This window comes from Methylomonas aurea, from assembly GCF_024505045.1.
Classification (GTDB): domain Bacteria; phylum Pseudomonadota; class Gammaproteobacteria; order Methylococcales; family Methylomonadaceae; genus Methylomonas; species Methylomonas aurea.
Map to the genome: position 1 here is coordinate 15,667 of NZ_JANIBM010000043.1, position 13,780 is coordinate 29,446.

11 protein-coding genes are annotated in these 13,780 nt (G+C 59.6%); 7 read left to right on the forward strand and 4 right to left on the reverse strand.

The genetic code is table 11. The annotated features are described in order from the left end of the window. Position 1: 1 nt before the first annotated feature. The 7 genes from NP603_RS19550 (at position 2) to NP603_RS19580 (ending at position 6,453) form a co-directional block, all read left to right on the forward strand. Positions 2 to 1,132 (forward strand): glutathionylspermidine synthase family protein, encoded by a 1,131-nt coding sequence (locus NP603_RS19550; RefSeq protein WP_256612532.1) that lies wholly within the window; start codon positions 2 to 4, stop codon positions 1,130 to 1,132. A 2-nt stretch (positions 1,133 to 1,134) separates the two neighbouring features. Further along, positions 1,135 to 1,551 carry a DUF350 domain-containing protein gene (locus NP603_RS19555; protein WP_256612533.1) on the forward strand — a complete coding sequence of 139 codons (417 nt, stop codon included), beginning with the start codon at positions 1,135 to 1,137 and terminating at the stop codon, positions 1,549 to 1,551. Beyond that, the gene (creB, locus tag NP603_RS19560) at positions 1,551 to 2,237 is read left to right on the forward strand and encodes a two-component system response regulator CreB (RefSeq protein WP_140912235.1); all 687 of its coding nucleotides are present in this window, start codon (positions 1,551 to 1,553) and stop codon (positions 2,235 to 2,237) included. Before NP603_RS19555 ends, creB begins: the two co-directional genes overlap by 1 nt. Next, positions 2,234 to 3,673: a two-component system sensor histidine kinase CreC gene (gene creC / locus NP603_RS19565; protein ID WP_256612534.1), complete on the forward strand. Its 1,440-nt coding sequence runs from the start codon at positions 2,234 to 2,236 to the stop codon at positions 3,671 to 3,673. The genes creB and creC overlap by 4 nt, the downstream gene beginning before the upstream one ends. Positions 3,674 to 3,920: 247 nt before the next feature. Next, entirely contained in the window at positions 3,921 to 5,294 is a 1,374-nt protein-coding gene (locus NP603_RS19570; protein ID WP_256612535.1) for an autotransporter outer membrane beta-barrel domain-containing protein, read from the forward strand. A gap of 164 nt (positions 5,295 to 5,458) precedes the next feature. Beyond that, entirely contained in the window at positions 5,459 to 5,839 is a 381-nt protein-coding gene (locus NP603_RS19575; protein ID WP_256612536.1) for a NifB/NifX family molybdenum-iron cluster-binding protein, read from the forward strand. Positions 5,840 to 6,261: 422 nt separating this feature from the next. Further along, positions 6,262 to 6,453, forward strand: coding sequence for a hypothetical protein (locus NP603_RS19580; RefSeq protein ID WP_256612537.1), 192 nt, complete (start codon positions 6,262 to 6,264; stop codon positions 6,451 to 6,453). A 401-nt stretch (positions 6,454 to 6,854) separates the two neighbouring features. Here the strand turns inward: NP603_RS19580 and NP603_RS19585 are convergent, their stop codons facing one another. The 4 genes from NP603_RS19585 to NP603_RS19600 all read right to left on the reverse strand — a co-directional run bounded on the left by NP603_RS19585 (position 6,855) and on the right by NP603_RS19600 (position 13,654). Continuing rightward, positions 6,855 to 9,083, reverse strand: coding sequence for a bifunctional diguanylate cyclase/phosphodiesterase (locus tag NP603_RS19585; RefSeq protein WP_256612538.1), 2,229 nt, complete (start codon positions 9,081 to 9,083; stop codon positions 6,855 to 6,857). Positions 9,084 to 9,831: 748 nt separating this feature from the next. Continuing rightward, positions 9,832 to 10,794: a GNAT family N-acetyltransferase gene (locus NP603_RS19590; RefSeq protein WP_256612539.1), complete on the reverse strand. Its 963-nt coding sequence runs from the start codon at positions 10,792 to 10,794 to the stop codon at positions 9,832 to 9,834. A gap of 65 nt (positions 10,795 to 10,859) precedes the next feature. Next, positions 10,860 to 11,864, reverse strand: a complete 1,005-nt coding sequence (locus tag NP603_RS19595; protein WP_256612540.1) for an HD domain-containing phosphohydrolase — start codon at positions 11,862 to 11,864, stop codon at positions 10,860 to 10,862. A gap of 17 nt (positions 11,865 to 11,881) precedes the next feature. Beyond that, positions 11,882 to 13,654, reverse strand: a complete 1,773-nt coding sequence (locus NP603_RS19600) for an ATP-binding protein (RefSeq protein ID WP_256612541.1) — start codon at positions 13,652 to 13,654, stop codon at positions 11,882 to 11,884. Between the last annotated feature and the right edge of the window lie 126 nt (positions 13,655 to 13,780).

Sequence of the window (13,780 nt, forward strand, 5' to 3'; positions counted from 1 at the left end):
CATGCAGCGCCTGGAGCGGCAAGCGCGCGCCGACTGGCGGCAACGGCTGGAAGCGGTCGGCATGAATTTCCATACCATAGACGGCAACGTTTATTGGGACGAATCGGCGTGCTACCGTTTCAGCCGCAGCCAGATCGACGTGCTGGACGACGCCACCGCCGAACTGCATCGGCTGTGTTTGCATGCCGTCGAACAAGTCATCCGTCGCGACTGGTTCGAGCGGCTGCGGATTCCGCGTTGGGCCGCGCCCTATCTGGCCGCATCGTGGGAACGCGGCGACCCCAGTTTGTTCGGCCGCTTCGATTTGGCCTGGGACGGCAACGGGCCGCCGAAATTGCTGGAATACAACGCCGACACGCCGACCGCGTTGCCGGAAGCGGCCGTCGTGCAATGGTTCTGGCTGACCGATTGTTACCCGCAGGCCGACCAGTTCAATTCCATCCACGAAAAACTGATCGCCTTCTGGCAAGGCTATCGGCACAGCCACGCCGAGGTCTATTTTGCCGGCGTCGCCGACAGCGACGAGGATGCCGGCAATGTTGCCTATTTGATGGACACCGCGTTGCAGGCCGGCATTTGCCCGAATTGGCTGGCGATCGAAGACATCGGCTGGCACGCGGCGAAGCAACAATTCGTCGATTTGCAGGATCGGCCGATTCGGGCCTTGTTCAAACTGTATCCGTGGGAATGGCTGCTGCGCGAGGAATTCGGGCCTTATCTGCCCAAAGCCAATCCGAGCCTGCTGGAGCCGGCCTGGAAGCAAATTCTCAGCAACAAAGGCATTCTGCCGATCTTGTGGGAATTGTTCGAGGGCCATCCCAACTTGTTGCCGGCCAGCTTCGCCGATAAGCCCCTGCTCGGCGATCACGTGCGCAAGCCGCTGTATTCGCGCGAAGGCGCCAACATCGAAATTCGCCGCGGCAGCAGCGTCGTCGAATCCGCCGGCCTGTACGGCGACGACGGTTATATCTATCAACGTTACACGCCGCTGCCCGAGTTCGCCGGCAACTATCCGGTGATCGGTTCCTGGGTCGTCGCCGGCCAGCCGGCCGGTATCGGCATTCGCGAGGACAAAACCGAAATCACCGGCAACAATAGCCGGTTCGTACCGCATTTTTTCGTCGAGGACTGATTATGCCCACCATCGATTTAGCCGAGTTAGCGGCCGCAGCCAACGGCTTTGTTTTGCATTTTCTGGCGGCCGTCGCGCTCAGCGCGCTGTTCGGTTTTTGCTATTTGCAGATCACGCCGTATGCCGAATTCAAATTGATCCGCGCCGGTAAAACCGCCCCGGCACTGGCCTTCAGCGGCGCCGTGCTCGGGTTTGCGCTGGCCTTGGCCGGGGCGATTGCCAACAGCGTTTCCTTTACCGACATGCTGATCTGGGCCGGTGTCGCCTTTTTCGTTCAAACCTTGGTGTTCGTCGGCGTGCGTCTGGCTTTCGCCGATTTATGCGAACGCATCGCCGGCGACGAAATCGGTCCGGCGGTGGTATTGGCCGGATTTTCGTTGGCGGCCGGGGTACTGAATGCCGCCTGCATGAGTTACTGATGGCCGAGTCGATTGGGCCGCAGCGGATTTTGATCGTCGAGGACGAACCGGCAATTGCCGATACCTTGATTTACGCGCTGCGCCAAAACGGTTATCAGCCCGAACACGCCGATTTGCTGCAAACCGGCTTGGCCCGCTTGCAAGCCGAGTCGTTTGCGCTGGCGATCCTGGATGTCGGTTTGCCGGACGGCTCCGGCTTCGAGTTGTGCCGGCAATTGCGCCGGTTTTCGCAAATACCGGTGATGTTTCTGACTGCGCACGGCGACGAGATCGACCGCATCGTCGGCTTGGAAATCGGTGCCGACGACTATGTGACCAAGCCGTTCAGCCCGCGCGAAGTGGCGGCGCGGGTCGGCGCCATCCTGCGCCGGATGCAGCCGGCGCCGATCCAGCCGGGCAACGCCGATTTCGAGTTGGACGGTCAGGCCGGCCGCATCCGTTATTGCGGCCGCTTGCTGGAACTGACTCGTTACGAATATTTGTTATTGAAACTGCTGATCGAGCACCCGACGCGGATTTTTTCGCGCGAGCAACTGCTGGAACGGGTCTGGCGCGATCCGGGCGACGTGTTCGACCGCACCGTCGATACCCATATCAAAACCTTGCGCGCCAAGCTGCGCGCGATTGCCGATGCCGATCCGATCCGTACCCATCGCGGCCTGGGCTACAGCCTGGAAAGCCGATGAAATTGTCGGTGCGGCTGTTTTTGGGCTATTTCCTGCTGGTCGCGGTCACCGGGCAGTTGGTATTGCTGCTGGTGGTCAAGCAAATCAGCCCCGGCGTGCGCATGGCGCTGGAGGCCAGCCTGGTCGACACCGCCAACCTGCTGGCCGAACTCGCGGCACCCGAGCTGGCGCGGGGGGCGATTGCCGACGGCCAATTCGCCGACGCGGTGCGGCGCTACAGCAAGCGGCCGGTGTCGGCGACGATATTCGGCTTTCCGAAACAAAGTCTGGATTACCGGGTGTACGTCACCGACGCCGCCGGCATCGTCCGCTTCGATTCGGCCGGCAGCGCGCTCGGCGAAAATTTCGCGCGCTGGAATGACGTCTATCTAACCTTGCAAGGCCGCTACGGCGCCCGTTCCAGCCAATCAGACCCGGACGATAAGCGCAGTTCGACCATGCATGTCGCGGCGCCGGTGCGCGACGGCGAAAAATTGATCGGCGTCGTTACCGTCGCCTATCCGACCGCGTTGCTGCAACCCATCGTCGAAGCCGGCAAGGCCGCGGTGCAGCGCGGCGCGCTGTGGTTGTTCGGCGGTGCGCTTCTGTTCGGCGCGGTGTTCAACTGGCGTCTGACCCGGGCAATCGATTTGCTGGTGGCTTACGCCCGCGCCGTGACCTCCGGCGGCAAGGCCACGCCGCCGAAATTGCACAGCGTGGAATTGGCGACCTTGGCCCAAACTCTGGAAACGATGCGCCGCGAGTTGGAGGGCAAGCAATACGTCGAACGCTACGTGCAAACCCTGACCCACGAAATGAAGAGCCCGCTGGCGGCAATCCGCGGCGCGGCGGAATTGCTGGAAGACCCGTTGCCCGATGCCGAGCGCCGCCGCTTTGCCGGCAACGCCCGCGAGCAGGCGGAAAGGCTGGACCAATTGATCGAACGCCTGTTGGGCTTGGCGGCGTTGGAGCAACGCCAGCAGTTGGCCGAGCCCAAGCTGCTGGATTTGGCCGTGTTGGCGCGGGCCGTCGCCGCCGAAAAAGCCGCGCCGCTGGCGCAGCGGCAGCTCGGCGTCGCTTTCGAGTGTGCCGGCGAGTTACTGGTGCTGGGCGAGGAATTCCTGTTGCGCCAAGCCTTGTCCAATCTGCTGGATAACGCCATCGCTTTCGCCCCGGCCGGCTCGCTGATCGAAATTGACGGCCGCAGCGAAAACCAGCGCGCGCACTTGTGTATCCGCGACCACGGTCCGGGCATCCCCGATTATGCCTTGCCGCGCCTGTTCGAACGCTTTTATTCGCTGCCGCGGCCGGATACCGGCCGGAAAAGCACCGGTCTGGGCCTGGCCTTCGTCCGCGAAGTGGCCGTGTTGCACGGCGGCGAAATCAACGTTGGCAACGCCGAGGCCGGCGGGGCGAAGGCCGTTTTGAGCGTCCCGCTAGGTCAGAGTGCGCGTTAGCCTTCCCTGACGCGGAGCGGCTAACTCATATTAGTGAAGCGCTAACCGGGCGACCCGGCGTATGCCGGATTACGGTTCTTAACTGCAGTTGTCGGCTTCGGTAGGACAGGGTAGGCGTCAGCGCCCTCTGGCCCGGCGAATCCTTGAAGAATATGTTATCCAATTCACATAATCCGCTATTATTCTCGGCGATTGCCGCAGCGAATTCGGCTGGGCATGCCTATTTCGATTCGGAAAATCAGAACAGATGAAATATTCCAAAATGATGCCGCAACCGACTGCACGCGCCGATGTGCGGTCGACTGACAGCAAAGCGCCATCGGCCGATAGCCGCGTCGGCGAATCACCCTTATTGAGACATCCGCATCGGTTGGCCGCCGTTGGGCTGCTGGCGATCGCCAGCGTCCCGACTTACGCCGCGTCGTTGGATCAACAGATTCGCTCGCTGCTGGCCAAGGACGGCAACCAACTCGGTTGCGCGCAGTTGGTGGGCAGTTCGCCGCGCCAGACCGGCGGCGGTCAGCAGCCGTTGAATTTCGGTCCGCAATTGGCCAGTTTGTGCGGCACCATCCCGGCCGGGAATCCGCCGCCGGTAGGCGGTGCGCCTGGTGGCGGCGCGGCGGGGAGTTCGGCTGCCGGCGCGGCGTTTTCCGCCCTCGGCCAAGCCGATCTCGTCCTGAAAAAACGCCGTGGCCAAGCGGACGCCGGCCAGGATCTAGCCAAGGGCGGTGCTGCCGGGGACGGCGAGATGGCCTTGTTACCCGGCGTGAATCTGTTTTTTAATGCCGATTACCGGGCATTGGATCGGCGCCAAACCGAATTAGAGCGGGGGTATGCCTCCAACGAGGCCGGCTTCAGCTTGGGTATCGACACGATGCCGACCGACTGGGCCGTGGCCGGGTTGGCCGTCAACTATTCGCGCTGGCACGGCGACCAACTTAATGGCGGCGGCTTCGACACCGACTCCTACGGGCCGACCTTGTTCGCCTCCTTGTTTCCCTGGCAAGGCTTTTTCGCCGATCTGTCGTTTCAATACCTGCGCAAAGACGGCAGCAACGCCAACCGCCGCGATTACCTGCGCGAGGACAACACCAATTTCGGCGGTGCGATCAGCGGCACGCCCGGTGCCGACCAATTCGAGGGTAACCTGTCTACCGGCTACGACTTGACGCTAGGCGGTTTGACTCTCGGTCCCCGCGCCACGGTCCGCTACCGCCACGCGGCGATGGACGCGTATAGCGAGCAGGGTAGCTCCGGCCTGGAACTGCGCTATCTGGCGGACCGGCTGACCTCGGTGCAATCTAGCGTCGGCGCCCAGGCGTCTTACGCGATCAGTACTTCGTGGGGCGTATTGGTGCCGCAGGTCAACGCCGATTGGACCCACGAATACGACAACGGCCAACGTACTATTTATGTGCAATTCGCGCAAGATTACCGCGCGGTTCCGACCACGTTCGGCTTCCAAACCGACCGGCCCGACCGGGATTTTTTCCATGTCGGCGGCGGCCTGGTCGCGATGATACCCAACGGTTGGCAGGCTTACGCCAATTTCGAGGCCTTGCTTGGCCACGCCTATTTCGACAATTACATCGGTACGGTCGGCATTCGCCTGGGTTTGTAACAGACTGCGTCGGCGGCCGTTGCTGTTGCGCACCGCGCCGGCATTATTTCCTTGCCTTCTGAGTGGTTATATCGGTAATCTGGCCGCAATCCGTGTTCTTCGCCGTTTCCGGCAAACAGGGCGGCGGGGAGCGTGTTGAATTTTATGGCAGAGGTGAGCGAACGATGGCACAGAAAATTATTGCGGTGGCAGTGAATCAAGACGGCACGATTGCGGCACATGCCGGCCGAGCGGCGAAGTGGCAGGTGTTCGCCGCCGACGAATCCGGCGCGGAACTGGCCTGGACGTTGGATTTGACCGAGTTCGGCGGCCTGCACGAATGGCACGTGCGCGGCGACGGCAACCGTCATCCGCTGCATTATGTGGATGTGGCGATCGCGGCATCGGCCGGCGACGGCGTGATTCGCCGCTTGGCGGAACGCAATACCGAACTGGTCACCACCCGCGAAACCTCGCCGCTGCAAGCGATCGCGGCCTATCGGGCCGGAAAGCTCGCCGCCGGCCTGCCGCACGACGAACAGCAATGCCTGAAAGGCCATCACTGACACCGCCGATAGCCATCGGCGCGGCGGTGCCTGCCTGCGGCTGATGGGCATTTATCGGTTTGGGTTATTGCTTGTGGGAACCTCTAAAAATTATCCGTTCGTACTTCGACAAACTCAGCACGAACGGATAATGCTCTGATTCATAAAGGCTGCCGTTCGCACTGAGTTAATCGAAGCGCAATTTTTAGTGGTCCCCTTGTGTATATCCCTGCGTTCGAAGACTTCCCAAGCCAACTCCAATTCGCCAGACTCGGCGGCGGCCGATGACCGGTCGCGTATCGGCCAGGATAATACACTTGTCGTCAGTACTGTTTTATTAATTAAAACAATCAATTGAATGCATCGCGTATTGTAGATTTTTAATGCGCCGATATAGTGAAAGCGTGTTTTCGTTGCGACCGGCAAACGGTCTGGGAGGCCAAATGAAAATCGCTAATGCAGGAAATTTCGGTTTAACGATTGCGGCGCTGGCTCTGGCCGGCTTGGCAGGGGTGCTGCCGATCGATTTTGTGGTGCCCGCAGTATTGTTCGCGTCATTGGTGCGCGGTAGCGTGGTGTTGATCGAAAAAGCCATCGACGGCGCCGGCCATGCCAAGGAACTCGACCGGCACTGAGCCGGATCCGGTTTCGGCCTGGGCTTCGCCGTTTCGGTGCGGTCGACGCTGGCGGCAGGGCGGTTATGTTGGTGCTTGCCGAGGCTAGCGAGCTTCTTCGGTTCGGCTGATTGCTTACGGAACGGCGTGTTCGCCGTCCTGTTTTAGAGCGCGAACGCCGGCGTCAATAACCCAGGCGTTCGCGCCACCGGCGCAAGGCTCGAACTTCGGGCAGCCAAGAAAATGTCTCCAGCGACGGCTTTTTTTGCCGAATGCATCCGTCCGGTCCTGCCGAAGCTCAATGGCGTCGGCCCTTCGACGCGCTCGGTATCCCGGGGCCATAAAGGCTAAAGGCATATAAGTTTGGGATCAATAAACGGCCGACGGAATCGGCGCTGCCGGCGGCGAACCGGGATCGGGATTTAGCGGTATCCGGCCAATAATTTGGTAAATTCCGCGGCCGGCATCGGTTTCGCGAAAAGATAGCCTTGCGCTTCGTCGCAGTGGCATTCCAGCAGGTGGGTACGCATGGCTTCGCTCTCCACGCCTTCGGCAATGACGCGTTGGCCCAGCGCGTGGCCCATTTGCACGATGGCGTGGATGATCGCGTCGTTGGCCGGGTTGCCGATTTGGCCGACAAAGGAGCGGTCTATCTTCAAGCGGTCGACGTTGAATTTATTCAAATACGCCAGGCTCGAGTAGCCGGTGCCGAAATCGTCTATCGCCAACTTGATTCCTATCTGTTTCAGTTGGTTTAACTGGGCCAGGGTTTGCTCAACGTTCTCGACCAGGATCGACTCGGTCAGCTCCAGTTCCAAGCAGTGGGGCGGCAAGCCGGTGTTGCGCAGTACGTTTTCGACGATGCCGACCATATCGCCGCGCCGGAGTTGGAGAGCGGAAAGGTTGACCGCCGCGACGATGGGGCCGAAGCCGAGCGCATGCCATACGGCCGCTTGGATACAGGCTTCCTGGAGCACCCAATTGCCCAGTTCGGCGATCAGACCGGTCTGCTCGGCGATTTCGATGAACCTACCCGGGTAAACCAGGCCTTCGCGCGGGTGGTTCCAACGCACCAGCGCTTCGGCGCCCACCAACTTGCCGGTCGCCAGATCGATTTGCGGCTGAAAGTGCAGCACAAATTGCTTTAGAGCCACCGCATCGCGCAATTCGTGCGCCAGGCGCAGGAACTCGAAGCTGTTGGTGTTTAACTGTTCGGTGCAATAACGGTAGCCGTTGCCGCCGTCTTTTTTGGCCTTGCGCCTGGCCTCGCTGGCGCGCATGACCAGGCTGTCGTAATGGCCGCCGTCGTCCGGGTAAACGGCGATGCCGACCGAACACGACAGCGACAGGGTTTGCTCGGCGATCCGGATCGGTTGCCGCACCTTTTCGATGATGGTATCGACCACGGTACTGATGGTTTCGGTATCGTTGCAACCGGGAAGCGCCAGCAGAAATTCGTCGCTGCCGATCCGGCACAGGCTATCGGTATCGGCGATGCAGCTTTTCAGGGCGGTCGCGACCCGTCTGAGCAATTCGTCGCCGGCATGCAAACCCAGCGAGTCGTTCAGCAATTTGAAATTGTCCAGATCCAGGCTCAATACCGCAATTTTGCCGGGACGGTTGGCGGCCAGCGCGATGGCCTGTTCCAGCCGGTCCTTGAAGGCGGTCTGGTTCGGCAAGCCGGTCAAGATGTCATGGGTCGACAGGTACTGGATTTGTTCCTCGGCATTTTTCAGTTCGCTGATGTCGCTAAATATGCCGATGTAATGGGTCAATTGCTCCGATTGGTCGTAAACGGCGGAAATCGACAACCACTCAGGGAAAATTTCGCCGTTCTTGCGCCGGTTCCATATTTCGCCGCGCCAGTAGCGTTTGGCTTCGATCTGTTTCCACATCGCATGATAAAAATCGGCGCCGTGTTGGCCGGAGGAAAATTTGCTCGGCTTTTCGCCGCGTAACTCGTCGATGCTATAGCCGAGAATTTTGGTAAAGGTTTTGTTGACCGACAGAATCCGGGTGTCGGCATCGGTGATCATGATGCCTTCCTCGGAACCTTCGAACACTTGTTCGAACAGGCGCAACGATTCCTGCGAGCGGTTGCGGTCGAGCATGATGCTGACGATAGAGGCGCCGATCTCCAGCAGCCGTAAATGAAAGGGGCTGGGCGAGCGGTGCTCGAAACTGGACAGGGCAAAGGTGCCGATGACTTTGCGTTGCCGCGAATACACCGGTACCGACCAGCACGAACACAGGTTGAAGTTGTAGGCCAAATGCCGCAAATTTTGCCAGCGCGGATCGGTAAAGGTATTGCTGACGAATTGCGGTTGCTGGGTGTATATGACGTTGCCGCAGGAGCCGCCGCCAGGGCCGGGCCGTAAGCCGTTCAGTTGGCTGATGCCTTCCGGTGGAACGCTGGGCGCGGCCAGCACGTTGAGCACTTCGCCGCTATCGTCAAGCAACATGACCGATCCCACCGAATTCGGCAGGAGTTGCTCTTCGAGCTTGCAGACTTGGGCGATCACATCCAGATAACTGTCGCCATGGGTCACCGATTCCAATATCGATTGTTGCAGGCGTAGGATTTTCTCCTGCTCGTCGCCGGTCAGCGTGCAAAACTCTGCATTCGCCGCGGATAATCCATCGTTCAGCATAGTGGGCGCAAAAGGGGGCTAAAAAATCGCGAAGGCCGTAAAAACCATCTTTTGCATAAGTATATGCAATGTTCTGCGATGCGCTATCGGCTTTCCCCCGTCGGCGGTCCGCCGGATCGATGGCCGACGGCCATCTTCCCGGATGGTTGGCGAGGTTTCGGCTCGCTCTGGGCCTGCTCGCTGCAAAAAAAAGCCTCTATCAGGCAGCGATAGAGGCCGTAGAGTGCGCGGTGCAGGAGTTCACCGCTGTGAGCGACGGGAAGGTACGCGGACCGGGACGGCGGCGGGCTTGTAGCCGGCTAGATCATTGCCGCCGAAAACCGAGATAGCTTGCGAGAACCGGCCGAATAACAAATTCAACAATCTCACCATTGGCTTTGGGTCGCGGCAATTCGATAGTTTCATGGCAAGCTCCGTAAAACTGGGGCTGGGTACGGCTTTACTATAGCTCGGTTGTTATTATTTACAATATTGTCTGGAATTCATTGTTTGTTTCGTTATGTAGAATAATCACGGATAGCATTTGTCGGGGTTTATTGTTTTAATGTGAGGATTTATCGGTTGCGCGGCATGTGGCGGGAAACCAGGCTGGCAAAACCCGATCTTTCGGCAAGGCCGTCAAGTCAACAACAGCATGTCGCCTCGGCAGGGAATGCCGGGGGCCAGGAGCCGAGGGAAGGAAGGCGTTCGCGTTCTCGGTGGGGTGGAGTCGATTCGCGGACAACGCCGTTCCGGCTATGTTTGGCCGTTACAGCCCGAGGGCGCGAAATTCGCTACATATCCGCGCCCGTTGCCATACCCGTTCGAATTCTTCGGCCAATTGTCGGTTTTGCGGCGGCAAATTCGGGCTCCAGTGCCCTTCGTAGCGGTCGCCCTGCAGTTGGAACAAATAACCGCCACTGTCGTTGGCGATGAATGCCGGACGAAAATTCAAGTCCTCGGCCTCGACCGGCGCCCGGATCGAAACATAGGACGGTAGGCGTTGCGCTAAATCGATCAGCGGGTGCTGTTGGCCGCGGAGCGCTTCCGGCTCCTGCACGATAATGCGGATCTCGGCGCCGCGCTTGTTGCGCAACGCGAATTGTTTGATCGTCTCGATTAACTCCATTTGGCCGAACAGGCGGTAGTCCAGGTTGCGGCTGTAGATGCAGAGCAAGCGTCTGGCCTGCACCACCAAACGCAAGGCCGCTTCCGCCGCGGCTTCCGCAGTCTGTAGGCGGGCAGCGGCGACGCTCTCCGTCCCCGCACCGCCGGTCTGACGCGGCAGTGGCATCGGTGTCGCGATGGTCCGGCGTAACGCGACGTGCGGGATGCCGGCCTCAACAAACTCCTCGCCCACCGCCTCGAAGCCGTAGCGCCGGTAAAACCCGAGTGCAGCGGTTTGCGCATGGGCGCTGACTTCGGTTAGACCGATGTTGGCGGCCAGTTCGATCAAACCGCGTAATAGCGATGCGCCGACCTTTTGCCGGCGCCATGCCGGCAGCACGGCCATCCGGCCGATTCTGCCTGTAGTAGACAGGCGGCCGCAACCGATAGGCCGCCGTTCGCCGTCGCGAGCCAGGATATGTCGACAGTCCGGGTCCAAATCGTCGAATTCGATCTCTGGCGGAATACCTTGTTCGACGACGAAAACCTCGGTTCTGATGTACTGCAGATCGGTAAAATCCGTCGCGTAATTGGCGGGTTCCAGATAAAAACTTGGGATGTTCATGGCGTGCAATCGATCTCGTAGGTCGGTTGGGGCTGACGGGCTGCGGTATTCGCCATGCCCGGAACTCAAACCGGTAGCCGGTAGTTCTTGTCGCGGAACAGCGTGAGGCAGGCGTCGACTGCGGCGGCATCGTATAGCGTGTTGCGCTGCGTGGCAATTTCCCGTAACGCGGCGTCTATACCCAGGCTCGGCCGGTAAGGGCGATGGGAAATCATGGCCTCGACCACGTCGGCGATGGCCAGAATCTTGGCTTGCGGCAGAATCTCGGCGGCAGCCAAACCCTTCGGGTAGCCCGAACCGTCCAGGCGTTCGTGGTGTTGCAGCACGGTTTGCGCTATCGGCCACGGAAAATCGATCGATTTCAGGATTTCGTAGCCGGTTTGCGGATGGCGTTTGATCAGGCCGTATTCCAAGTCGTCCAGCCGCCCCGGTTTGCACAGAATTTCGGCCGGCACCTTGATTTTGCCAATGTCGTGCACGACCCCGGCCAAGCTGAGGCCTTCGATCAAGTCGCTACCAAGCCCCAATTCCTTTGCGATCGCCGCCGCCAGATGCGCAGTACGGCGTTGGTGGCCGGCCGTGTAAGGGTCGCGCATTTCCACCGTCGACGCGATTGCCGTGACGAACTTCAGCATGTTGGCTTTCAGTTCGGCAGTGCGTTCGGCGACCAAGCATTCCAGGCCGTGGCGCAGGCGCGCCATCTCCAGATGGGTAGCGACCCGGACCAGTAATTCTTCCCGTTGGTAGGGTTTGGTAATGAAATCCACCGCGCCCAGTTTGAAGCCGTCGACTTTTTCGGCGGTTTCCGACAGGGCGGTGACGAAAATGACCGGGACGTCGCAGGTTTGCGGATGACGTTTCAGGCGGCGACAGACTTCGAAGCCGTCCATTTCCGGCATGCGGACGTCGAGCAGGATCAATTCCGGCGGATTGTGCAAGGCCGATTGCAGCGCCAATTCGCCGTTGATCGCCGAGCGAACTTCGTAACCCTCCGCTTGCAAAAGCTGGGTCAGTAACTTCAGCGAGGCAGGGGTGTCGTCGACGGCGAGGATTTTTCCATTTGCTGGCATGAATATACCGAATGGCTTTACAAGTGTTTAAGGATAGCCGGATAGTCGAAGTTGTCGACCAGTTGCGCCAGGATTTCTTGTAGCGGCCGGTCTAGGTTGCCGATCCGTTCCAGGGCTTGCGCTATGCGCGGATGTTCCAGGCTTTCCAAGGCTGCTCTCAGCTCCCCGCTCAATTCGGCAGGCAAAGCGGCCAACATGTCTGCAGTCAAGGTTTCCCTTCGAGCAGCGGCGGTTTCAGTTCGGTAAACGAATTCGAGTCCCAGTTGTTCGGCCATACAGGCATAAATCTCCTCGGCCCGGTAGGGTTTGCGGATGAAGCCGTCCATGCCGGCGTGCAGCATTTCTTCGCGTTGTTCCATAAACGCCGATGCCGTCACTGCGACAATCTTGACCCGGTCGCCGCCGGGCAGTTGCCTGATGGCCTTAGTTGCCTGCATGCCGTCCATATTCGGCATGCGCCGGTCCATCCAGATCAAATGCGGCTGCCAACTCTTGAAAAGCGCCATGCCTTGCTCGCCGTCCTTGGCTACAGCGACCTGCATGCCGATGTCGGCCATCAACTGGCCGAGCAGCAACTGGTTTTCCAATTGATCTTCGACAATTAAGATTCGGTATTGCGGTTGTCCGGGCGCCAGCCCCACGACTTCGCAATACGGTTCCGGTTCCGGAGCGCAGCCCGGCGGATCCGCCATTTCCGGCAACGGCAAGTCGATGCGGAATAAGGATCCCTTGCCGAGGCTGCTTTCCAGCGTCAGTTGCCCGCCCATCAGTTGCACGAACTGGCGGGTGATGGCCAACCCTAAACCGGTGCCTTTGCTGTCGGCTTGCTCGCCGAGCTGGACGAAGGGTTCGAAGATATGTTCTTGATCGCTGTCGGCGATACCGGGACCGGTATCTTCCACTTCAATTAGCAGATGGGTGTGGCTGTTTTCTCGGGTACCCAGACGCAGCGTGACGCCGCCTTGCTGGGTGAATTTAAGGGCGTTGCCGAGCAGGTTGATCAAAATTTGCCGCAGACGCGCCTCGTCGCCGTAAATGAAGCGCGGAAACTCCGACGATTGGTCCACCAACAGCCGCAGGCCCTTGTCGTGCGCCCGCACCGACATCATGTCGCTGACATCGCGGATCATCGCCCCCAGATCGAAGCGGGTTCGCTCCAGTTGCAGGCGGCCGGATTCGATTTTGGCCATTTCCAGCACGTCGTCGATCAAACTCAGTAAATGCTCGCCGCTGCGGTTGATGATGGCCAAGTTATGTTGTTGGCTTTTCGGGAAATGGGGATCCTTTCGTACCAGGCTGGAAAAACCGAGGATGGCATTCAGCGGCGTGCGCAGTTCGTGGCTCATATTGGCTAAAAACACGCTTTTGGCTTTGTTGGCGGCTTCGGCCTGGTCGCGGGCGCGTTGCAGTTCCACCGGGCTGGGCAGTTTCAGCGCGCGCGGTATCACCCACCAGATAGCAAAGGCGGTGGCGACCGCAACCAGCGCGGATAATGCTTTGATGTAGGCGTCCAGCCAATACAGCGGGATCCAGACTGTCACGACTGATAGGAAGTGAGTCGCGGCGCAGGTCAGAATAAAGGTGATAAAAAATCCGAGGTATAACCAACGATAGGGCAGGTCTTTACGTTTCCAGACGAAATAGGCAATACCGAGCGGATAGGTAAAGTAGGCCAAGGCCATCAGCGCGTCGGAAACCACCATCGTCCATAGCAGGCGCGGGCTCCAGGCCAGACAATAACCGTGAGGCATGAAATCGTTGAAGCCGAACAAATCCGCCAAGCCTTGCATGGTGGGCGCCTCCCAAGTTAAAGCGGTTGGTTCCTAAGCCCTTATGGGTCGGGCAAGATTGGGCGAAATATTACCCTAAACTAGATAAGGTTTGCGAGCGGCTGGGTTTGGGGGGGCGGCTTCGCG